At 56.1% G+C, this 23,319-nt stretch carries 19 protein-coding genes and 1 riboswitch; of the genes, 11 read left to right on the top strand and 8 right to left on the bottom strand.

The window, feature by feature from the left end:
- Positions 1 to 112: 112 nt before the first annotated feature.
- The 5 genes from Tam1G_RS01510 to Tam1G_RS01490 all read left to right on the top strand — a co-directional run bounded on the left by Tam1G_RS01510 (position 113) and on the right by Tam1G_RS01490 (position 6,653).
- Positions 113 to 442 carry a hypothetical protein gene (locus Tam1G_RS01510; protein ID WP_101625218.1) on the top strand — a complete coding sequence of 110 codons (330 nt, stop codon included), beginning with the start codon at positions 113 to 115 and terminating at the stop codon, positions 440 to 442.
- A 2-nt stretch (positions 443 to 444) separates the two neighbouring features.
- Positions 445 to 2,052, top strand: coding sequence for a PGAP1-like alpha/beta domain-containing protein (locus tag Tam1G_RS01505; protein WP_101625217.1), 1,608 nt, complete (start codon positions 445 to 447; stop codon positions 2,050 to 2,052).
- 102 nt (positions 2,053 to 2,154) lie between these two features.
- Positions 2,155 to 3,591 carry an adenylosuccinate lyase gene (gene purB / locus Tam1G_RS01500; protein WP_101625216.1) on the top strand — a complete coding sequence of 479 codons (1,437 nt, stop codon included), beginning with the start codon at positions 2,155 to 2,157 and terminating at the stop codon, positions 3,589 to 3,591.
- Positions 3,592 to 3,698: 107 nt separating this feature from the next.
- Complete coding sequence (locus Tam1G_RS01495; RefSeq protein WP_242689599.1) at positions 3,699 to 6,113, top strand: lysylphosphatidylglycerol synthase transmembrane domain-containing protein; 2,415 nt, start codon at positions 3,699 to 3,701, stop codon at positions 6,111 to 6,113.
- A 258-nt stretch (positions 6,114 to 6,371) separates the two neighbouring features.
- On the top strand, positions 6,372 to 6,653 hold the full coding sequence (locus Tam1G_RS01490; RefSeq protein ID WP_003830278.1) for an HU family DNA-binding protein: 282 nt from the start codon (positions 6,372 to 6,374) through the stop codon (positions 6,651 to 6,653).
- A gap of 72 nt (positions 6,654 to 6,725) precedes the next feature.
- On the opposite strand, the gene pafA is transcribed toward Tam1G_RS01490, so the two are convergent.
- The 6 genes from pafA to Tam1G_RS01460 all read right to left on the bottom strand — a co-directional run bounded on the left by pafA (position 6,726) and on the right by Tam1G_RS01460 (position 13,702).
- Positions 6,726 to 8,228, bottom strand: coding sequence for a Pup--protein ligase (pafA, locus tag Tam1G_RS01485; RefSeq protein WP_101625214.1), 1,503 nt, complete (start codon positions 8,226 to 8,228; stop codon positions 6,726 to 6,728).
- Positions 8,228 to 8,431: a ubiquitin-like protein Pup gene (locus Tam1G_RS01480; RefSeq protein WP_033890218.1), complete on the bottom strand. Its 204-nt coding sequence runs from the start codon at positions 8,429 to 8,431 to the stop codon at positions 8,228 to 8,230. The genes pafA and Tam1G_RS01480 overlap by 1 nt, the downstream gene beginning before the upstream one ends.
- 136 nt (positions 8,432 to 8,567) lie before the next feature.
- Entirely contained in the window at positions 8,568 to 9,440 is an 873-nt protein-coding gene (locus Tam1G_RS01475) for an inositol monophosphatase family protein (RefSeq protein WP_101625213.1), read from the bottom strand.
- Between the two features lie 11 nt (positions 9,441 to 9,451).
- Positions 9,452 to 11,131: a depupylase/deamidase Dop gene (gene dop / locus Tam1G_RS01470; protein WP_101625212.1), complete on the bottom strand. Its 1,680-nt coding sequence runs from the start codon at positions 11,129 to 11,131 to the stop codon at positions 9,452 to 9,454.
- Between the two features lie 261 nt (positions 11,132 to 11,392).
- Positions 11,393 to 12,958 carry a proteasome ATPase gene (gene arc, locus Tam1G_RS01465; protein ID WP_101625211.1) on the bottom strand — a complete coding sequence of 522 codons (1,566 nt, stop codon included), beginning with the start codon at positions 12,956 to 12,958 and terminating at the stop codon, positions 11,393 to 11,395.
- A gap of 45 nt (positions 12,959 to 13,003) precedes the next feature.
- The gene (locus Tam1G_RS01460; RefSeq protein ID WP_101625210.1) at positions 13,004 to 13,702 is read right to left on the bottom strand and encodes a DedA family protein; all 699 of its coding nucleotides are present in this window, start codon (positions 13,700 to 13,702) and stop codon (positions 13,004 to 13,006) included.
- Positions 13,703 to 13,740: 38 nt separating this feature from the next.
- Between Tam1G_RS01460 and serB the strand changes: the two genes are divergently transcribed.
- The 4 genes from serB (at position 13,741) to fmt (ending at position 18,511) form a co-directional block, all read left to right on the top strand.
- A complete protein-coding gene (gene serB, locus Tam1G_RS01455; protein ID WP_033890213.1) occupies positions 13,741 to 14,457 on the top strand; it encodes a phosphoserine phosphatase SerB in 717 nt (238 codons plus the stop codon).
- A gap of 39 nt (positions 14,458 to 14,496) precedes the next feature.
- On the top strand, positions 14,497 to 16,716 hold the full coding sequence (locus Tam1G_RS01450; RefSeq protein ID WP_101625209.1) for a primosomal protein N': 2,220 nt from the start codon (positions 14,497 to 14,499) through the stop codon (positions 16,714 to 16,716).
- Positions 16,717 to 16,792: 76 nt separating this feature from the next.
- Positions 16,793 to 17,497 carry an HAD family hydrolase gene (locus Tam1G_RS01445; RefSeq protein WP_101625208.1) on the top strand — a complete coding sequence of 235 codons (705 nt, stop codon included), beginning with the start codon at positions 16,793 to 16,795 and terminating at the stop codon, positions 17,495 to 17,497.
- Positions 17,498 to 17,512: 15 nt separating this feature from the next.
- Entirely contained in the window at positions 17,513 to 18,511 is a 999-nt protein-coding gene (gene fmt / locus Tam1G_RS01440; protein WP_101625207.1) for a methionyl-tRNA formyltransferase, read from the top strand.
- Between the two features lie 317 nt (positions 18,512 to 18,828).
- On the opposite strand, the gene Tam1G_RS01435 is transcribed toward fmt, so the two are convergent.
- Positions 18,829 to 19,347 (bottom strand): ClbS/DfsB family four-helix bundle protein, encoded by a 519-nt coding sequence (locus tag Tam1G_RS01435; protein ID WP_101625206.1) that lies wholly within the window; start codon positions 19,345 to 19,347, stop codon positions 18,829 to 18,831.
- 122 nt (positions 19,348 to 19,469) lie between these two features.
- Positions 19,470 to 21,335 (bottom strand): dihydroxy-acid dehydratase, encoded by a 1,866-nt coding sequence (ilvD, locus tag Tam1G_RS01430; protein WP_101625205.1) that lies wholly within the window; start codon positions 21,333 to 21,335, stop codon positions 19,470 to 19,472.
- A gap of 231 nt (positions 21,336 to 21,566) precedes the next feature.
- Between ilvD and rpoZ the strand changes: the two genes are divergently transcribed.
- On the top strand, positions 21,567 to 21,881 hold the full coding sequence (gene rpoZ / locus Tam1G_RS01425) for a DNA-directed RNA polymerase subunit omega (protein WP_033890206.1): 315 nt from the start codon (positions 21,567 to 21,569) through the stop codon (positions 21,879 to 21,881).
- A 158-nt stretch (positions 21,882 to 22,039) separates the two neighbouring features.
- A riboswitch (SAM riboswitch) is annotated at positions 22,040 to 22,103 on the top strand.
- Positions 22,099 to 23,319 carry a methionine adenosyltransferase gene (gene metK, locus Tam1G_RS01420; protein WP_101625204.1) on the top strand — a complete coding sequence of 407 codons (1,221 nt, stop codon included), beginning with the start codon at positions 22,099 to 22,101 and terminating at the stop codon, positions 23,317 to 23,319. Its footprint overlaps the riboswitch before it by 5 nt.

Genomic DNA, 23,319 nt, shown 5'->3' with positions numbered 1-23,319 from the left:
AGGCTGGTTTATCCACATTTGTTGTGCATAAACCAGCCTTTTTTCAATAAGCTAGAACCACATAGGTCGATTGGGCTAGACAACTGAATCAGCTATCCCTTTAGCTGAGTACATGAGCACTTTTACTACGAATTCACAGCCTACTGCAGCCGCACCTCTTGACCATATCGGAGGGTTTGCCGGCAACACCGTGACACCGTTCGATTACGGTTCATGCCCCTGTCACAATGCTGTGGAGCGAAGCCGCAATCTTATAGGAGTTCAGCAAGCCGCCACCATCATGGTATGCGAACGTTCTGCTACGGCCTCAGCCTCAGCACACGATATTGTGTGGACCGGCAATGCCGCCAATCTCTTTAGAACCAAACTGAGCCGGATAGCACAGGCCTCTCAAACACTGGTGGATGACATAGCAACCACACACCGACTCGTCTGGGGATAATCATGGCTGAAACGCAATATTACTGGCAGGTTGAATCCTCGATTTACGGTGGTGTCGGTTATGCGCCGGCCACATTGGAGGAATATACGGCGATCGCCAAAGCCTTGGATGATGAGGCTGCAGGCTTCGACGCGCTTGCAACTTCATGGAGCAATGCCGCATTGCAATTGTCATCGCAGCGCACCAGCGCACCGATGTGCCCGGCATTATCCGGTGGAGATCCTCTCACAGCTCCGGCCGGGCACGATACGGTGGCGTTTGATGCTGTAGGCGAGCGCTGCCACGAACATGCACTGGCGTGCCGCAAACTCAGCATCGACTTATCTGCAACGGCAAGCCTGCTGATTCGAGCACATGCGCTGTATTCCGAAGCCGAACTATCCGTTCGTAGAACGTTTACCGAAGCGGTTCAAGCCGGCACTCAGTTCAAACCGGGACATGCCATCATCGGCACCGCGGCCGTGGCTCTTGGCGGCCTGATTTCCGGCTGGGTGGTTGAAGGCAAACCGAATGCTTCCTGGATGTCGACGTCCACGTATCCATTCCAAGAGGGGGTAATGAGTGGTATCGGCGCGTTGGCGGGCGGCATTGCCATTGGCAAAGGTGTGGCCCATACCGATGAAGTCAATAAGGGAGCCGGCAAGATTGCGAATGTTTCCGGGCCGGTGAAAGACATTATTCAGGGCAATCATATTGACGTCACTGAAGTGTACGCGCACAATGACGTGGTTCGCTCCAGCAACAGCGTGGGCAGTGCGATGGAGAATCTACGACGGTTGGCCGAAGAAAGATTGGGCAAAATCAATCTTGATAGCGGGCTTGACTATGGCACCATCGCCATTCAACGGTATGAGAAGTCAGATGGTTCCAGCGCATGGCTGGTCACCATTCCCGGCACGGACGGCAAAGCTGATTCCCCGTTCGGATGGGAGCAGAATGTGGAACTTATGAGTTCAGACAAGGAACGCCGTATGCGCGCGGACAGCGTACGCATGGTCACCGAAGCCATGCAACAGGCCGGCATCAGCAAGGATGAGCCAGTGGCTCTGATCGGGCATTCACAAGGCGGCATCGTTGCCGCAACCATTGCATCCGATTGGTCGGAGGATTACAACATCGAACATGTGGTTACCGCAGGTTCCCCGGTGGCTAATCATCCCATTCCATCCGATACGTGGGTGACCAGTGTGGAGATTGACGACGAATTGGTGGCGGCATTGGATGGGGCGGCGAATCCTCATACGAAAAATTGGCTGACGGTGCGAGGGCATGTATCCCCCGCTCCCACAGCCACACCCAATACCACCAACGCCGATGGATCCTGCTCCCCCGGCGCCACACCAATCTATGGGCAAACAGTATATGACGCCGCGCCTGTGGCGGGTGGAGCCACTGATGGGCGAGAAATCAGCCATTGGATCAAATATCATCAGGCCGCCTACCAGAACGCCACTGATCTGGGCTCTCCGGCATTGCAAAGGCATGAGTCTCATTTCCAAAGCGTCATCAGCGGCGATCTTAAGGAAACCCGATATTTCCAAGGGCGTATGACCTCAAGTACCACGCTGGCTCCCGCTGACTATTCAGCGCAAATCAATACGTTCCAGTGAAATAGCTATTACCACCATGTCAATAAGGCTAATCAGCCGCCCAACACAGACAACACTGCCGCTCAATTCGCCGGTTCACGGCTGGAAGTACCCTAGGAGACTATGAAGCTTACTGATATTTCCCCCGCCATCGCATTGACCCCGCTTGATGGTCGTTACCATAACGCCACCGCCCCGCTCGTGGAATATTTGAGCGAACCCGCCCTGAACCGCGAACGTATGCGCGTCGAGGTCGAGTGGATGATTCTTCTAGCCAACGGCTTTGAAGGCAACGGCAACCAGCCGATTGTGGACGGCGTCCACCCGTTCACCGAGGAGGAGAAGGCATTCCTGCGTTCCATTCCTGAGGATTTCGGCGCTGAAGGCATTGCTGCTCATGCCGCTCACGAGGCCGTGACCCACCACGATGTGAAGGCTGTGGAGTACTACATCGACGACCAGTTCGCCAAGGCTCCAGCTGACATGACGAACATCAACGATGCGTTGAAGACCCTCGTGCACTTCGCCTGCACCTCCGAAGACATCAACAACCTCTCCATCGCCCGCTGCGTGAAGAACGCAATGGAGAACGTCTGGACCCCGGCGTTCAAGGAAATCATCGATCACTTGGCTGAGAAGGCCGAGGAGTACAAGGACAAGGCGCTCCTTTCCCTCACCCACGGCCAGCCGGCCACCCCGACCACGCTCGGCAAGGAACTTGCCGTCTACGTGTACCGCCTGAACCGCCAGCTGAAGCACATTGAGAATCAGGAATACCTGGGCAAGATCAATGGCGCCACAGGTACGTTCGGCGCTCATCTGGCCGCGTGCCCGGATGTGGACTGGATTGCCGTCTCTCGCGAGTTCGTAACCAACCGTATGGGACTGACTTGGAATCCGCTGACCACGCAGATCGAATCCCACGACTGGCAGGCCGAACTGTACTCCACCGTTTCCCATGCGAACCGCATCATGCACAACCTGTGCGTGGACGTGTGGATGTACATCTCCCGTGGCGTGTTCGCCCAGGTTCCGGTCAAGGGTGCCACCGGCTCCTCCACCATGCCGCACAAGGTGAACCCGATTCGCTTCGAAAACGCCGAAGCCAACTTCGAGATTTCCTGCTCGCTGCTCGACACGCTCTCCGCCACCCTCGTGGAATCCCGTTGGCAGCGCGATCTGACCGACTCCACCACCCAGCGCAACATCGGCTCCGCACTCGGCTACTCCCAGCTGGCCCTGTACAACCTGATGGGCGGCTTGAAGTCCATCCATCCGAACGATCATGTGATCTCCCGCGAACTGGACGAGAACTGGGAGGTGCTTGGCGAGCCGATTCAGACCGCCATGCGCGCCTGCGAACTTCGCGGCCTGCCCGGCATGGACAAGCCGTATGAGAAGGTCAAGGAGCTGATGCGCGGCCATGAGATCAACAAGGAACAGGTCGAGGCTTTCATCGACCAGCAGTCCTTCGACCCCGAAACCGCTGCTCGTTTGAAGGCATTGACCCCGGCTACCTACACCGGTGTGGCTTCCAAGCTGGTAGCGTTTGACCGCTGATCGCATAAAGTCTTGATAAACACACACTAAGGCGCGTGCGCGATTGCGTACGCGCCTTACCATTAGAAGCACAATTCCCCTCATTTCAGCATCGAACAGGAGTTCAGGTGGCAGAACCGGTTATCGACGACGTAGCACCTCGTCGCACCCGCGATTTCGCAGATTTAACCAGAGCCGCAATGTCTCTGCTGACGGCGGCCATCGTTATGGTGTTCGCCGTATTCATGGGCGGCATTACCCGCGGCGTGGAATCCGATGCCCATACTGCGGCACAAGCCATCAATTGGCTTGCCAACTATCCTTCCACCGTGCTGACTCAATTGGTGACCATCATTATGGTGGTTATCGTACTGGCTCAGATTCTTGTTGCTCGAGAATGGCTGCAGGCCGCCGTTTCTGCTATCGCCATGCTTGCCGGCTACGGCACCGTATGGGTTATTTCAACGCTTATCAGCGGGCTTAACGATCAAACGCTCGCATTGGCACTGGTTTCCGCTGCCACCTCATATGGTTCGGGTCTTCTGCCGGACATGTATGCCGGCATGGCGGCTTTTCTGACGGCAGCCGGCCCTCGCCGCACTCGCTCCAGCGTGAAATGGAGTTGGAATATCCTGTACGTCACCGCAGTGGTGATGGTGGTGCTTTCCTGGCACTCTGTTACCGGCATGCTGGTTTCCATGACCGCAGGCCGTACGGTGGGCATGCTGATTCGGTTCATCGTTGGCACGCAGAACAAAGGCGTTTGGGGCATGCCGTTGGTTACGGCGCTCAAAGGCATAGGCCTTGAAACGGCTTCACTGATTCGGCATCAGGAACCGGTGATAGTTAAGCGCGGATCTTTGGCCGCCACATTGGAAGACGATCTGACCGCAGGTTCACGCCTTTATGACCTCGAAACCACCGATGGTCGTAAGTTCATTGTGTCGGTAATTGATGCCCAAACCCATACAGTTGGCTATCTCAAGCAGGTTTGGGATCAGATTCGTTTCACCAGCGTGTCCATTCGCCGAGACAAATCCGTGCGAGATGCCGTGCAGCATCATTTCTCCATGCTGTTGGGACTGCACAATATCAAACTGCCAGCCCCCTCCCCCTACGGCATCGCGGATACCGATGAATCCGCCATTCTGGTGTTGGACGCGCACACGATAGCCATGCCCGCCAATCTCAAAACATTGACCAAGGCTGATGCCGTGGCCTATATGCGGTACCTATCGGTGGCCAACCGTCGCGGATACACCCATCGCCGCATCACGCCGGACACCTTGGCCCGTCTTGAGGACGGCACTCCGGTCATCGCCGGATGGCTGAACGGCGATAATGCTTCCAGCTCTGCGAACACCGCACTGGATAAAGTACAGCTGCTCGCATTGCTCGCCGCATTGATTGGCGTAAAGCCGGCCATTGAGGCTGCCCGCGAGGCTTGGGGCGATTTGACGCTCGCCAGCATTGCCCCATTCATTCAAAAAGTGGCCGTCCCCTCCCCTACTCGCGCGTTGGATGCTTGGGATAAGCAACTGCTCAAATCCTTGCGCGGTAGTGTTGCCTCATTGTCTGACGACGATACTGCCGAGACCGCTGAACCGGTGACCTTGGCTCGTTTCTCTTGGCGTTCGATGATTACGATGCTGCTGGTGATTGTGGCCGTGATCGTGGTCTTCACCCAGCTCAAGCCAGAGGAAATCATTGATGCGCTCACCAACGCCAACCCTATTATGGCCGTAGTAACCCTTACTTTCGGCCTATGCGGTTGGATTGGCTCTTCCATTTCGCTGGGCGCGTTAATGAATCGCGGCAATCGCAACAATACCGGCGTATTTATGAGCCAGGTGGCAGGTGGTTTCGCCACCGTATCCATGCCTGCCGGCGTGGGGCCCTCCTTTGTGAACCTACAGTTCCTGAGGAAATCCGGGTATCGCAACACCACCGCCACCGCCATTATGAGCGCAGCCTTGGTGGTGTATTACATGGTGTACTTTGCCATGCTGGTGCTCATTGGTATGTTTACCGGCCGCAACATGCTCTCCGGTGCAATCCCCACCAATACATTGGTGATTGTGCTTGGCGCAGTGGTTGTGGTGATCTCCATCGCCATGATGATTCCTCCTGTGCGCCACTGGGTTATGCAGCAGCTCATGCCATTGGCCAAAACCTATATCAACCAACTGTTTGATGTACTGTCTCAACCAAGGCAGCTGGCCATCAGCTGCGCAGGCGCACTGTTCCAGAACATCACCACCGGTCTTGCGTTCTGGGCCGCATTACAGGCATTCGGATACTCCACGAATCCCGTGGAGACCACGTTCGTGTTTATGCTAGCCTATGCGCTGGGTTCCGCAGTGCCCACCCCGGGTGGCTTGGGCGGTGTGGAAGCAGCGTTGACGTTCGCATTCGTCGCCGTGGGTGTTCCTCAGGCCGTGGCATTGTCCGCGACGTTACTACACCGTGTGGTGTTCTACTGGCTCCGTATTCCTCTGGGCGCCGCCGCAATGAAATGGTTGGATCAGCATAATCTGGTGTAGCGGCTCAGAAACCGTTGTTTTTTGAGCTTTTACGGGCCGGTAATATGCCAAAAACAGCCGAATCGTCAATAAATCCGCGCGTGAGAGCCTCCCATATTGGGCGAACTTCCATGTAGTGAGCGAATTTAGCCGAAAAACGCGGAAAAAAGATGTGAAAAGCCTTATAAAATGCGGGTTTAGGCAGGTCTATGCGCTATCATCATGTGATGAACACGGACAGGCAACCGTGCCTGCCCACTGACTCAAGAAGGATGCTTTATGGCATACAACAAGTCTGATCTCGTCTCGAAGATTGCCCAGAAGTCCAACCTGACCAAGGCCCAGGCCGAGGCTGCTGTTAACGCCTTCCAGGATGTGTTCGTCGAGGCTATGAAGTCCGGCGAAGGCCTGAAGCTCACCGGTCTCTTCTCTGCTGAGCGCGTCAAGCGCGCTGCTCGCACTGGCCGCAACCCGCGCACCGGCGAGACCATCAACATCCCGGCTTCCTACGGCGTGCGCATCTCCGCTGGCTCCCTGCTGAAGAAGGCTGTCACCGAGTGACCCTCCGCTCCTAGCGAGCCTTTACGCATCAAGCGAGATAGAAAACCCCGACCATGATGGTCGGGGTTTCGCTTATTTCAGGGATTCCATCAACGCCGCAAATTCCGGAGTGGGTTTGAACGCAAACGGGTCAAGAAGTACGGCTTCATGGCGTTCCGGAGCGGTTACGGTCAGGTGGGTCCAGTCAGCGGAGAATTGTGATCCTGAGGCGAGGGCCGCTTCCACGAAGCGTCCACGCAAGGCGGCACGAGTGTCCTGCGGGGCCTCGTGAACCGCATGTTCGACCTCGTCAGCGGCCAGCAATTGCTTCATCTGGCCTCGCATAGTAAGCGAACCATACAGGCGACCATTGGCAATGTCGTGGTAATCCAATTCAAGTTGCTCCAATTGAGCTAGCGAGATATCTGGCTTACGACGGCGCATCGCATCGAAGACGCGCTTCTTTGCCGCCCAATCCACGCGGTCGGCAAGCGCATCATAATCGCCTTGCGCCAACGTGTCCAATGCTCGGTTCCACTCCCCCAAAACCACTGCTGTTGGCAAGTCCGCAGTGGCATCTTCCGAATGTTCCGTAACCGACGCACCGGCAGTAAACGCAGCGTCCATCGCTTCCCGATGAGCGGCCACAAATGATTCGGCTGCAGCATAGTATCGACGTTGCAACGCCAGCGCACTCACTGACTCACCCGATGCAAGCGCCAGTGCGGCATTCGGCTCATCCAAGAATCGGCTCACTGCACGGTTGGCAGCAGCCGGGTCGGCAAACGCCCATTCTTCGAAGCCGGATGGCTCACCACGGCGGAATGACTCCTCAATCACGCACAGCACCAGATGGGTTACGGCAAGTTTCATCCACGTAGCCCACTGCGAACGGTTCGAGTCACCGATGATTACATGCAGACGGCGGAATGAATCCGGGTCGGCATGTGGCTCGTCACGCGTATTGACCATTGGACGCGAACGCGTGGTGGCCGAAGAAACAGCCTCATCCAAGAAGTCTGCTCGCTGTGTGATTTGGAAGCCATCCTGGGCCATGCGTCCGGCACCGGTGAATAGCTGGCGGGTAATTAGGAATGGCAGCAGTTGATGTTCGATGGTTTCCAATGGTACGAAGCGACGGACCAGATAATTTTCGTGGCATCCGAAAGCATGGCCTGCGGAATCGACATTGTTTTTGAATACGTGAATCGTGGCCTGCTCGCCATAGGATTCACGCAGTTTAGCCTGGGCTTTTAATGCCAGATGGCGCATCACCCGTTCGCCGGCCAAATCCTGAGCCAATGCCTCACGAGGGTCACGCGCCTCGGCGGTGGCATATTCGGGATGTGAGCCGACATCGAGGTAGAGGCGTGAACCATTGGCCAGATAGGTGTTGGTGGATCGGGAGCGGGAAACGATGGGCTGGAACATGGTCATGGCCACTTGGCCCGCATCCACTGGCTTATTGGCTCCGGTTACCGCCACACCATATTCGGTTTCCACGCCGAAAATACGGCAGAACCCGTCCATCTCAGCGGATGGCACGGGTTCTGTAGCGTGGAGGGTACGAGTACCGCTATCACGCAATTGGGGCATCACTCGCCGCCTTTTTGCACGAAGCTATTGACGTATTCCTCAGCATTGGTCTCGAGCGTGGACTCGATGTCGTCCAGAATGCTGTCCAACACATCGGACTGGTCTTCGTTCTGCTGCTGCGCATTGCTCTCAGTAGCAGCGAGGATGTCCTCTTCATGAGTTTCCTGCGGCTGAGATTGCGGTTGTTCGAATTGCTGCGGCATGATTTGTGTCCTTTTCGACTCCCCTCCGTGTACGCAGCCATAAAATACACGTTCACGAAGGGCAGTCATCATTCAAGGTTTATGCAGATTGATTATGAAGTGTGGTGAACAATATGCCCAAATGTATTTCAGAGGTTTACAGCATGCTGAGATACCGCATGAGCTCGCGTGAAATGAGACCGTTCGTGGCCACCACGTCGTTGTCATGACGCCAATGGATGCGATCGCCATCCCAACGGCTCAATGTACCTTGGGCTTCCCATACCACCACGGTGCCCGCGGCAATAGCAGGAATATCCCACACATGCAGCATCGGCTCAAAGTAGGCATCGTACGTACCATCCGCCACCTTGCACAAGTCCAAGGATGCCGGACCGACGCGCTTAATATCGGCGGGACGACCCGCCAACGCCGATGCTACATCCAACGCACGTTGGGATTCCTTAGGGATGAACGACATACCGTAGCTCAGTACGGAACCATCCAACGAAGAAGTCATGGATGGCACTACCTTGTCTCGCTTCTCTCCGACCGCAGTCTTATGAATGCGCACCGCACCCGCACCCTTGGCTGCCAAATAGGTCAGACCCAACGCCGGGGCATGCACTACGCCCAGAATCGGCTTCGGCTCATTGTTCTCATCGAATTCGAACAATGCCGCAGTCAATGTCCATTCGCTCATTCGGCGAACATAGTTAATTACGCCGTCGATCTTGCCGATATACCAGTATCGCTGGCCTGGACGGCTTTTAGCGGGTCGTGTAGACCAGAAGCCATCGAAATGAGCGATATCGGCCAGACGCGTACTCATAAAGCGCAGGATTTTACCGTCGGTTTCGAGCTTGTAGCGATTACCGTTACCGGACTGGTCGGCATCTACCGACTGCACGATATTGCGAGGATTAATCTGATCATGGAGGGCATGCTTGCCGGCCTCTTCAAGGAGAGCGGCTACCGTGAGCGCAAGACTGCGCAGTTCCTGTGGACTCTGTGTCTTTGTGTCTTCCATAACTGTCTAGTCTAACCTTCCGTGGTGATGGCCAAAGCCTTCAGCAGATCAATGGCGTGTTCCGCCGCATCAAGCTTGGTTTGGCAATCCTGTTTGGTGAATCGCAATGGATTGGAGATATCCAAGGAAAACAGGTTTGCGGATGAGGAGGCAGCATGACTGGCGTTACCGTAGAATTCGGCAGAGTCATCCGCGGATACAGTTTGCGGATCTCGCGCAGTCAGTTTGGACCAGCTGACAGCGGCGACTTCACTACCAAACTTGCTGACCAGCTTGCCTCTCAGCCATGCGCGGGTATGTTCGGGAGGCTCTGTTGCTGCCTGCGCAACGTCTTCTGCACGCACCACACGCTCAGTTCGCGATTCCAATTTGGCGAACACGCTGGTTTTCGAATCCAATGCAGCCCAAGACAAATCAATGACCTTGAGCTTCGGACTATCCCAGCCAAACAATGGGTTTGCCGCAGCCGCAGCCGATGCAGCAGCAATCTTGCGACGCATTTTCTCCAATAACTGCCATTTGAACAGCCATTCCACACGGCTGGCTTCATTGCTCAGCGTCAGTCGCGCATCATCATTGTCGGCATGACGAATGGCGGCAACATCGGCGAGCGCCTGCCCCCACATCGCCATGACCGAGGTGGTGGACTTATCAGGCCAGGCTGGTTCGCCCGTGGTATCCGTGCCGTCAATCAGCGCCGCCACCTGATAGACAGCCTGACGCAATTTCAGCTGAATCAACCAAGCGTTGGTTTCCCCGCCGTGCTCGAGCTCGAGCGGAGCGGCAAGCGTTAAATCATGCGAGACCGTGTGCATGGCTTCCACCGGGTCTGCTAGTTCCAGCTCATCGAGGAATGCATCGATATCAAAATCCGCTTCCTCGGCATGTTCCAGCAGCCATAGCAGCATGCTGGTGGTGCCGAGTTTCAATACCTGCGGCACTTGCATGCGGTTGGCGTCGCCTACGATCACATGGAGACGGCGGAATTCGTCGGTGGAATGGGATTCATCACGCGTGTTGACGATGGGGCGCTCAAACGTGGTTTGCAAGCCGACTTTGGAATGAATGTAGTCGGCGCGCTGACTCAATTGGAAGCCGGCCGTCTCACTGTGTTCGCCAATCCCCACGCGCCCTGAACCGGCGTAAATCTGGCGGGTGACGAAGTGCAGGGTCATGAGCCGAGCTACCTGGCTGAATGGCACACTGCGCAGCATCATGTAGTTTTCATGCGTACCCCAGCTTGAGCCTTTGCCGTCCACATTATTGCGATGTAGCACAATCGGAGTTCCAGTGGCTTCGGAGGCGCGCTCAGCGGCGGCTTGCATGATGAGGTCGCCAGCATGGTCGTAGCGTACGGCTTCGAACGGGTCTGTGGTTTCCGGAGCGGAGTATTCGGGGTGTGCATGATCCACGTATACACGGCCACCGTTAGGCGCAATCACGTTCGTGATGTTGAGCTGCGGAGAGTCGGTCAACATGTCCGGTCGGGCGGCGGCTCGTTCAAGACGGGTACCACGCGCATCGTTGACCGGATCCTCCTGACGGTAGTCCCAACGAATCGACTTGCTGTGCTGATTTGCCGCCCCATTGACTACGTCGAAGGAAAGCTGCACCGGATTATAGTGACCACCTGCGGCTTTCAGCGAGACTGCATATTCAGTCTCGGTACCCATCACTCGTTGCACGCTCATGTCTGCTCCTAACTCCGTGCTCCCGATCATCGCGAAACCGTAGGATGGCGAAGCCTCTGTTCCTCATCCTGCTGATTTGTCCCACCGACTGTAGGTTTTTCTACATTGACTGTAGGTTTCCTGACATTGACTGTCGGTTTTTCTACATTGACTGTAGGTTTTCCAACAAAATACGTTCAAAAACCTACAGTCAGTGTTAGGAAACCTACAGTCAGTGTTAGAAATCCTACAGTGAAGTGGTAGTAGGAACATGATTAAACATCATGACACCGCACGAATACGGCGAACCGGGTCCATACCGTTGATGCGAGACCATTGTTCAGGATCCACATCCGCCATAGAATCCCGGGTCTCCCGGAATTCGTCTTCCACGGCGGCGGCCAACAACGGTATGGTCAACGCCACATCCTCGCCGGATTCAATCGACTGTTTGACAGCACGCGTTTTGGCTCGGTCCACAATGTTTTTCAGCATTGCGCCAGAAACCACATCGGCCAGGAACAATGCGGACCACTGACCGGATTCACCTTGCACATCGCAAATATGCCGACGTTCCGAAGTCTCGTAGATATCACGCACCAGCACTACGGAAAGCGCATGGGCATCCACACCGGATTCCAACGGCAGATCGTCGGTCAGGTAATGGCCGACAATGGCCACAGCTTGATCCCTCTGAGGCCTACCAACACGGATTTTCACATCGAGTCGGCCAGGACGCAGCACAGCCGGGTCAATCATGTCCACACGGTTGGAAGCGCCGATTACCATCACATTATCCAACGATTCCACACCGTCGAGTTCGGAAAGGAATTGTGGCACAATCGTGGTCTCCACGTCCGAGGAGACACCGGAACCGCGGGTGCGCAGCAGCGAGTCCATCTCATCGATGAACACCACCACTGGCCGACCTTCGGCGGCACGTTCGCGGGCACGTTGGAAAATCAACCGAATCAAACGCTCGGATTCGCCCACGTACTTGTTGAGCAGTTCCGGACCTTTAACGGAAAGGAATACGCCTTTGACCATGCGTTCGGTGTCATCCACCGTACCGTTGCCATCCATATCGTATCCACTTTCGCACAGCGCATTGGCCACGGCTTTGGCGATCATCGTCTTGCCATTGCCAGGCGGACCATACAGCAGCACGCCCTTCGGCGGCTTCAAATCGTAACGCTCGAACAGAGCACGATGCTGGAATGGCAGCTGCACGGCATCGCGAATACGACTGATTTCAGCATCAAGGCCACCGATATCCGCGAAGCTGACATCCGGGGTCTCCTCTAGCACCAGATCCTTATCGCCTTCCACCGGCAGCACTTCCAACGCCAAGCGCACGGATGGGTCCACAATCAATCGATCACCTTGGTTGATGGCCGTATGCGCCAATGCTCCCGCCCTACGAATCAACGTAGGATTGCCAGAAGCGTCGGCTACCACCAAACGCCCATCATCAAGCGCTTCCTTGACTGTACGCATCTGACCAACGGTATCATTGTCGCGCTGTTCGACCAAGACCAGCTTCTCGTTCAACATCACCGTGGCGCCGGAAGTCAGTCGAGCCGCATTCACGTTGGCTGCGACCGGCACCACCATGCGGCGAGTACCGGCAATCACTTCAGCCGAGGCATGCTGCACACCATCAGCATCGATATGCGAGGAATCAACCTTGACCATTGTGGCGAAAGTCAGCGGAGGCTGAGCCAATTGCGCCAACTGTGATTTGGCTTTGGTCAGTTCCTTGCCCGCGCGAGACAATGCCTCGGCGAGCGCATGATTACGCGCCATCAACCGATCATTCAATGCGGCAAGATCTTCTGCTTCGCTCATTCGACTTCCTTGACTGCACGCGAACAATGCTTCGTGCGGCTCGGCTTATTGTTGTTTTCGACTACGCACCACACTACGCACTTTGCGTGCCGCGAACCAAACGATGACCACAATCACCGCGGCAATAACCACATCTTCGAACACGCCAAGCGCACCTTGAATCGAACACCATTGGTCGCCCAGCAGGTATCCGGCAGACACCAGAATCGTGTTCCAGATGGCGGAGCCAAGCAACGTCCAACCGGTGAATTGCAGGAAATTCATGCGATTGAATCCAGCGGGAATCGAGATCAGCGAGCGCACCACGGGAATCACACGGCCAATCAGTACTGACCATGTGCCGTACTTGGTGAACCAGTCATTCGCTTTGCTTACATCATTGCGGCTGACACCGGGAATCTTGTCCGCGGCGCGGTTGATGCGATGTAATCCAACCCAGCGGGCAATGCCGTATAGCGCCCATGCGCCGAGCACGGATCCGATGGTCGCCCAGATGATAGCGCCAGGCAAGCTCAGAGTTCCGCGTGCAGCCGTGAAGCCTGCGAGTGGCAGAATCACTTCGGAAGGAATAGGAGGGAACACGGATTCGAGGGCGATGGCAAGCGCCACACCAACGCCACCGATGGTTTCCATTACGGCGATGAGCCATTCGGTGATGGCACCAATCAATCCGCCATCGGATGCAGTACAGATAGGGGTAGGGTCTGCCGCGAGAGTGACGACAAGCTCAGGGGAAAAACTCATAGCGGGTATTGTCCCAAGGTTTTTCGACAATCTAAGGCATGACTGCAGAAGATGTGCACTTTGTTAACAAGTCCGATGAGACTGAGGCTGGGGATGTCTCGATGGATTTCGCGTGCCCTACGTTAAGCAAGCCAGGTCTGCTGGTGATGGATGTGGACTCCACGCTGATTGATGAAGAGGTCATCGATGAGTTGGGTGAGGCAGCCGGTAAGGGCGAGGAAATCTCTGAAGTGACGGAACGCGCCATGCGTGGCGAGTTGGAATTCTGCGATGCTCTGCGCGCCCGCGTGGCATTGCTGAAGGGGCTTCCGGTTTCGGTGTTCGACACTGTGCACGATAAGCTGCATTTCACTAATGGCGCATTGGAATTGATTGACACGTTGCATGCGCATGGTTGGAAGGTCGGCGTGGTGTCTGGCGGCTTCCATGAGGTTGTGGACAGGCTTGCCGCTGAAGGCAATATTGATTTGTGGATTGCAAATCGTCTGGAAACTGCGGATGGTCAGCTTACCGGCAATGTGCTTGGTGAGATTGTCTGCAAAACCGTGAAACTGCACGCGCTGAAGGCTTGGGCTGAGCGTCTTGGTGTGCCGATGAGCCAAACAGTGGCTGTTGGCGATGGCGCGAATGATATTCCGATGATTCAGGCTGCAGGTCTTGGTTTGGCGTTCTGTGCCAAGCCGAAAACACAGCTTGCCGCCGATGAGGCCATCAATACGCGCGATTTGCGTCTGGTACTTGACTACCTGAGGTAAATATTTTCCCTCCCTACAAACCACGCTTATAGTGGTGCCATGACTTTTGAGGGTGCTGAACAGTTGGCGTTTGCGGGGCTTGCCCCACGCAAACGCCGCAAACGTGCGCCCGCAGAGCATACGCCTGCCGAACATCATCCCATTGCCCAAGTGGTGTTGGAAGTGCAGGCTCTGCATTTAGGGCAGACATTCGATTACCTCATTGATGAGAAAGACAGTGATGCCGCACAGCCCGGCGTATTGGTTCGCGTGCGGTTCGGCGGGCAACGCGTCAATGGCATTATCTGGGATCGTGTGCCCACCAGTGCTACGCCGCGTTCTTCTTTGCGCTATCTGGAACGCGTGATGAGTCCGGATGTGCTGGTTCCTGCTTCAATGCGGGAGGATATTGCGCTTATCGCCAAGGCATACGGCGGCACTCGTGCGAATATTCTGCGCTTCGCTGTGCCTCCGCGCGTGGCCAAAGTCGAAGCGGAGCAACGGCTGGCTGCATCGTTCGCTCGTCAGCTTGGCCCGCAGGTTGTCAAAGGTGCTGAACAGGGGTACAAGCGGATTAGCACTCATTATGGCGATGCGCATGTGCTGCAGGAATCGCTGATCGGTAATCGATTCCAATCGTTTGTATTTGATCTGATGCCCGGCGCGCAGGAATGGCAGAAGGATATGGCGTGGATGGTGGCCACAGCGTTGAGCGCGGGCAAGTGTGCCGTCGTGGAGTTGCCGACCATGCGGGAAGTGAACGATCTGCTTGCCGTGCTGCGCAATTATGGTTTGATGCCGTTTGCCCCGGCTGCGAACGGCGGCTGGGTGGGCGATGTGGCCGTGCTCAATGCCGAGGCAATGCCCGCATCCGACCGGTACCGTACCTATCTGGCGGTGGCATTGGGCCAAGTCAAAGTGGTGATTGGTACGCGCGCCGTAGCGTATGCACCGGTTGAGGGACCTGCACTGTTTGCGATTCTTGAGGATGCCGCTTATCAAAACATGGATGGCATGATGCCGTATCCGCAGGCTCGTGGTGTGATGCGATTGCGAGCCAAGGCTCACGGTGGCGTGTTCGTGGCTATGGCCAATGCTCGTACACCGCAAAGCCACTGGGAAAATACCGGGCCGGATACGGTGGAAACCCCGGTGAGCGGATTTTCCACGGCAATTCACCCGTTGGCTTCTCCACTGAAGGATGCGACGCCGTGGGTACGTTGGCTAAACCGTGAGGAATTGACTCGACTTGCTGACCCCACTATCGGGGCACGCGTGCCGCATACCGCCGTACGTGTGCTCAGCAAGGCTTTGGAAAGTGGCCCCGTGCTGCTTTCCATTCCGCAGGACAGCATGAGCGAGACCTTAAGCTGCGCAAAATGCCACCGGCAGGCTCGATGCCCGAAATGTGCCGGACCATTGCAATTACCGTCAGATCGGTCGGATAATACGCCGCGATGCCGTTGGTGTGGCGCTCCGACGTTGAATTGGGAGTGCCCGGCCTGCAAGCATGAGCATATGCGCGTGGTGCGCGTGGGCGCGGCCGGCACCGCACAGGAGCTCGCCGGCCTGTTCCGCGGTGTTCCGGTGGTGGTGTCCAGCAAAGCACGAGGCTTGGTGGCAGATGTGCCGGCCAAGCCGATGATCGTTATTGCAACCCCGGGATTCGAGCCACGCGTGCGCCCAGTGGAAGCTTCGCAAGGTGCGGCAGGGCGCGAATATCGTGCCGTGGCGATTCTCGACGCGTGGACGAGTCTGTATGCCTTAGGCGTGGATGCCCGCTTGGATACGCTGACCGCATGGATGCGTGCGGTTTCACTGTGCGCACCGAGGTCTCGTGAGGGCCAAGCGCTGATCCTGGGCGAAACGGATCCTGCGATAGCGCAATCGCTGATGGCGTGGGATTCACGTATTCTTGCCGCCAAAGATATGGAGGAACGCGTGGAGACAGGCATGCCACCTGCTGTGGCAGCGGCTTGCATATGGGGTCGGCGTGACGCGGTGATGACGCTGACGCAACGTATCGGTGCGCTCGGCAGCGATTGGGCTGTATGCGGTGAACTGCCCGGCATGTTGGGGCCGGTTCCTATTCCCCAGCCGGAAACCGTGGATGCTCGCGAATTGGAGGCCACAGCTGATCGGGTGAAAGCTGTGGTACGCGTGCCGCAAACCGAGCGCGCTGAACTTGCCGAACGCTTGCAGCGAGAAACGGCTCGTCATGTTGCGGCGCGCGAACCGGGCGAATTGCGATTCCGAGTCGATCCAAAGGATTTGATTTAAACGGTGGCGCAGCAGTCGCCTACACATGGAACCATAGAATCTGATACATATCCACTACCACAGGAAAGAGGCTGTAATGAAGGGTTGGCCCGGAGAGCCGGATATGGAATACGACGTGCTGGTTGCGGACGGCGAGGCAGCCGCGAACGCCGGCAAACCGATTACCGATGTGATCTTCGACTTCGGCAACGTACTGATTTACTGGGATCCGGCAGCTGTGCTCATCCCCCGCTACAGCCAGAAAACCATCGACGAATTCTTGGATAACGATATTTCCGGTTTCTACGATGTCAACGATCTGATGGACGGCGGCATGAGCACCGACGAGGCCATCGCCGTTATGCGCAAGGATAAAGGCGATAAGTGGGCGGACATGCTGCAGTACTACATCGATAACTTCCGTGATTCGCTGACCGGCATCGTGCCGGGAGCGCGCGTGCTGGTGAACGACTTGAAGACTGCCGGCATTGGCGTATGGGGCCTGAGCAACTGGGAAGCCAGCCTGTTCCATGTGGCTGAGGAGCAGTGTGATATTCTGCAACAGCTCGACGGCAAGCTGGTTTCCGGCTTTGTGAAGCTGCGCAAGCCGCATAAGGAGATTTATGAGGCCGCGTTGAAGGAGTTCGGTATCAAGGCAGAAGGTGCCGTGTTCATTGATGATAAGGCCATGAACATCGTGGGCTCTAACGCTGTGGGTATTCGTGGCGTGCGCTTCCAGGATCCGGTGAAGCTGCGCCAGCTGCTTATCGCCAACGGCGTCAACATTCCGAACGTTCAATAAACCATAAGGAGATTTATGCTGAAACTGGTGTTTGCGGGTACCCCTGATGTGGCTGTGCCTTCGCTGAAGGCGTTCGCCGCCGATTCACGTTTTGATGTGGTGGGCGTTATCACCCGTCCGGATGCGCCTACCGGTCGTGGCCGCAAACTGATGCCCAGCCCGGTTAAGGCAGCGGCTTTGGAACTAGGCCTGCCGATCATCGATTCCAAGCCGCGCTCCCCTGAGTTCTTGGATGCGCTCAACGCGCTCGGCGCGGATATCGCCGCCGTCATCGCATATGGCAATATTCTGCCGAAGAACGTGCTTGATGCGGTGCCGATGGGCTGGTATAACCTGCACTTCTCCAACCTGCCGAAGTGGCGTGGTGCGGCTCCCGCGCAACGTGCCATCTGGGCAGGAGACGCCACCACCGGCGCTGATGTGTTCAAAGTTGGCGAAGGCTTGGATGATGGCCCGATTGTAGCTTCGATGACGGTGGCGCTCACCGGTCGTGAGACTTCCGGTGAATTGCTTGATCGTCTGGCCGAAGAAGGTGCCCCCATGTATGTGGACGCACTGGCCGCCGTGGGCGATGGCACAGCCACGTTCACGCCGCAGCCTGCCGAAGGCCTGGAATACGCGCACAAAATCACCGTTGAGGATGCGCGCATCAGCTGGGCTGATTCAGCCGAGGCGATTGACCGTCAGATTCGCGCCTGCACCCCGCACCCCGGTGCTTGGACCAAATTGTATGCAGAAGGCTTGCCAGAAACCGCAGATATCGAATCTGCTGGGGCTGCCGCTCAGCCGCTCATGCTGCATGTGCTCGCCGCACAGCCGGCTGATAGTACCCATCCGAACACTCCCACCGACTTGCAGCCCGGTGAAATCAAGGCTGGCAAGAAGAACGTCTGGGTTGGCACTGGCACCACAGCCCTGGAACTCACTCAAGTCAAGGCGCAGGGCAAGAAGGCCATGCGCGCCGCCGACTGGGCCCGTGGCGCCCGCCTCAGCGAATCCGCCTGCGTACAGTAGGTAGTACTTTCGCCATATCGATGTACAGTCAAAGCGGTTACACATTTTCCACCGCTCTGACTGTACATTTTACGCCACTTTGGTTGTACATTTTCCACTGCTTTCCTTGACGCACTTGCTCAGGCTATGGGCAAACGCGCATCCGTCATCATCTCTTGATTGGTATTGTTTAGGCTCCTACTTCATTAGACATATCAACATCCTTACCCATCGATTTGCCTAATTCCGTACTGAAATAACGATGTACTTAACGGATGCGAAGTACCGCTTTGCAACAATCAGATCATCAATCATTATTGATGCTTGTCATGCTAAATTTATAGCACTATCTTTTTCCATTTTCTGATTTTTGTTCTAAAGGTTCCAAATGGTGCAACAGTATTCACATGTATGAACTTATAGACTTCCCATACTGCTGTTTTAGTTGCCTCATCAGCCCATTTTCTCATGTGTGGAGCAAATAATTCCTCTTCGCTCATCGAATCAATCAACGCATATAAAGAATTAACGTTTTCTTCTAATTGAGCTTTTAAAGCATTGAGTGAAAGATGAGCATACTCGTCATTAAACCACTGATATAGCTCACCAAGCTGATTCCATTTAAAATCATCCGATGGAGTGTGTACTTGGAGTCCGTTTCTTTCATCCTTTTCCCACTTAAGGACCAACGTCGTCCATCCAACCTGATAAGCGAGGTTCTCAGCCGGAGTCCTATCAACGTTATCGACTATCTTATCTTTCAAAGATTCCGGTATATTATCAAATTCCGAAATATATTTTTCAAATGATTTTTTTATTTCAGCTTTCAATTCCTCTTTATTTGCATATTTTCTCACATAATCACCCTTTACAAATTCATAGTCTCTTCAATATACGGTACAAAAATAGCCTTTCGCGACTTGGCGAAAGGCTATTTCAATGGAGCGTCACGCAGCTGAACTGCAACACGCTAAAGCTATCAGGCGAGACCGGAGAGCTTGTTAATCAGGTCAGGATCCCTAGTAGCGCCCTTATCGGCGGAGCGGGCGAAGGCGGCGTAGGCCTTCAGAGCCTGGGAGACCTTGCGGTCGCGGTGGGCCACGTAGCCGTCTCCGGCTTCGAGCTCGGCGCGGCGCTCGGCCAGCTGCTCGTCGGTCAGCTCCACGTTCACCGAACGGTTCTCAATATCGATGTTGATGATATCGCCGTTCTTGATGAGTGCGATCGGACCCTTGTTGGCAGCCTCAGGAGCGATGTGACCGATGGCCAGACCGGAGGAACCACCGGAGTAACGGCCGTCGGTGAGCATAGCCACCTGCTTACCGATGCCCTTGCCCTTGACGAAGGAGGTCGGGTACAGCATTTCCTGCATGCCCGGGCCGCCCTTCGGGCCTTCGTAACGAATCACCAGAGCCATACCGGGCTTGAGGGTGTCGTCCAGAATCACCTTGATGGCTTCCTCCTGGGATTCGACCACCAGAGCCGGGCCACGGAACTTCCAGATCTCCTGCGGCACGCCTGCGGTCTTCACCACGCAGCCGTCGGGAGCCAGGTTGCCACGCAGCACGGCGAGGCCGCCTTCGTGAATCTCCGGGTGGTTGATGTCGTGGATGGCACCGTTCTCACGGTCGGTGTCGAGCGTGTCGAACAGGGTGGTGTGCGTCCACGGTTCCGGGGAGATGATGTGGCCCGGAGCGGCCTTGTACATCTGCTTGGCTTCCTCGGTGCAGGTGTCGCGCATGATATCCCAATCGTTGAGCTTGTCCTCAAGGGTCGGGTAGTCGATGGAGTGCACGTTGCGGTGCAGCTTGCCGGCACGATCGAGCTCACCCAGAATACCGGTGATGCCACCTGCACGGTGAACATCGGAAATCTCCCACTTGCCGGACGGCGAAGCCTTGCAGATGCACGGCACAGTGTGAGAGATGCGCTCGATGTCATCCAGCGTGAAGTCCACGTCTGCGGACTGGGCCATTGCCAGGATGTGCAGCACGGTGTTGGTAGAACCGCCCATAGCCACATCCATAGTCATGGCGTTCTCGAAGGCTTCCTTGGTGGCGATGGAGCGCGGCAGCACGGAATCATCGTCATCGCGGTAGTACTGGTTAGCAATCTTGACCACCTGTTCGGCAGCACGCTTGAACAGGTCCTTACGGTAGGAGTGGGAAGCCAGGATCGTACCATTGCCCGGCAGTGCCAAGCCGATGGCTTCGGTTAGGCAGTTCATCGAGTTCGCGGTGAACATGCCGGCGCAGGAACCGCAGGTCGGGCAGACGGTCTTCTCATAGTTGAGCAGATCCTCTTCGGAGACGTTGTCGTCCGCGGAGGCGTACATCACGGAAATCAAATCCGTGTTCTTCTTGACTGTGCCGTCGGCCAGCACAGTGGTGCCGGCTTCCATCGGGCCACCGGACACGAATACGGTCGGGATGTTGAGTCGCAGTGCGGCCATCAGCATGCCCGGCACAACCTTGTCGCAGTTCGGGATGCAGATCAGAGCGTCAGCGCAGTGAGCGTTGCACTGGTATTCAACGGTGTCAGCGATGATATCGCGGGAAGGCAGGGAGTAGAGCATACCGGTGTGGCCCATGGCGATGCCATCGTCCACGGCCATCGTATTGAACTCGCGGGGGATGCCGCCAGCTTCTTTGATGGCTTCGGAAACGAGACGACCAACCTTGTTCAGGTGGACATGGCCAGGCAGGAACTCATCGAAGGAGTTCGCGATGGCGATGATGGGCTTCTTGCCCATGTCGTCGCCGCTGACGCCAGCGGCACGATACAGGGCGCGCGCGCCTGCGAAGACGCGGCCGGACATGAGTTTTGCAGATCGCATTTCAGTCATAACTCCATTCAAGCCCTTGCACGGGACACGTCACTTGTCAAGAGTCGAATAATGGAATTTTCGAAAATGTAACCTTTTTCACACCTCACCACGGCACTTCTTGCGTCATGCAATGGTAGGGAAAATCACAGCACCAAGCTCCTTACCTGCCGTAATCCTTCTGAAGTCCCGCCACAAGGCTACACTTCAATCGGTTGAGATAGATTTTCCAACGTTTGGAGACACATACTTATGGCAGAAGATACCGAGGTCAAGGGTAACGAGGCATTCGGCACTGACCCGCACCCCACCGGTCTTGCAAATCCGCCGATTGACGACCTGATGAAGCACGCCGACTCCAAGTACGCGCTGGCCATTTTCGCCGCCAAGCGTGCCCGTCAGATTAACTCCTACTTCACTCAGCTCAACGAAGGCCTGCTGCAGAACGTTGGCCCGCTGGTGGAATACCAGAACAACGAGAAGCCGCTGTCCATCGCTTTCCGCGAGATCGACGAAGGCCTGCTTGAGGAAACTCTGGGCGAGGACGACGTCAACGAAGGCAACTGATACCGGTTGTTTATCGAATCCGAGCGCTTGATTTGCCAGCATTTTTAGGCTATAAATCAAACTCAGGAGCAAACGTGTGAGAGGGCTCGCGCCACCACTCTGGTTGGCACGAGCCCTTTTGTATGTCTTCTCCCCTAATAATCACAATTCAACATCGACGTATCATTGTGCCTCGCATCCTGTGCGGGGCGATAAGTCCTCACATGAAAGGGATGATATGACTCAAGAGAAGCGGCTTATTTCCGCAGAATCCGTAACCGAAGGCCATCCGGACAAGGTTTGCGATCAAATCTCCGACGCCATTCTTGACGACCTGCTCACCCAGGACCCCACGAGCCACGTTGCCGTGGAGACTTCCGCCGCAACCGGCGTATTCCTGGTCTTTGGCGAGGTCAATTCGGAAGGATACTGCGACGTTCAGTCCAAAGTCCGCGAAACATTACGTAATATCGGCTATACCTCATCCGAAGTTGGCCTCGACGCCGATTCCTGCGGTGTGATCGTGGCCATTACCAATCAGAGTGCCGAAATCAACCAAGGCGTTTCCCGTCTTTCCGCCGCCGAGGAGACTGCCGCCAGCCGCGAAGAGCGTTACGAAGCGCAGGGCGCCGGCGATCAAGGTGTAATGTTCGGATACGCCACCGACGAGACCCCGGTACTGATGCCATTGCCGATCTATTTGGCTCACCGTCTCGCCTACCGCTTAACCGAGGTGCGCAAGTCCGGCGAAGTGCCGCATCTGCGCCCGGACGGCAAGACTCAGGTGACTGTGGAATATGATGACAACGACCAACCGGTTCGTTTGGATACCGTCCTGATCTCCACCCAGCATGATCCCGAAGTCAGCCAGGAATGGCTGAAGGCTCAGCTCAAGGAGCATGTCATCGACCCGGTGCTTGGGGAGGTGCTGGGAGACAAGGTGCCGTATGAAGGCTACCGTGAACTGGTTAACCCCACTGGTTCGTTCGTTCTTGGCGGCCCTGCTGCCGACTCGGGTCTGACCGGTCGCAAGATCATCGTGGATACCTACGGTGGTGCGGCTCATCATGGTGGCGGCGCGTTCTCCGGCAAGGATCCGTCCAAGGTGGATCGTTCCGCTGCCTACGCAACCCGCTGGGTGGCGAAGAATATCGTGGCCGCAGGTTTGGCGCACAAGGCTGAGGTTCAGGTTGCCTATGCCATCGGTGTGGCCGATCCGGTGTCCATCAATGTGGAGACCTTCGGCACCGAGCAGGGTGTGACCCGCGGCCAGATCGCCGCCGCAGTGCGTAAGGTGTTCGATCTGCGCCCGGCAGCCATCATCGATGAGCTTGATTTGAAGCGCCCGATCTATCTGGCCACCGCCGCCTACGGTCACTTCGGCCGTACCGATGTTCAGTTCCCTTGGGAGCAGACCAACAAGGTCGAGGAGCTCAAGGCCGCCATCGCCGAGGCGTGA

Source organism: Bifidobacterium imperatoris (assembly GCF_002860405.1).
GTDB lineage: Bacteria > Actinomycetota > Actinomycetes > Actinomycetales > Bifidobacteriaceae > Bifidobacterium > Bifidobacterium imperatoris.
The sequence above is the reverse complement of the archived record's forward strand: the minus strand, read 5'-3'. Positions and strand labels throughout refer to the sequence as shown.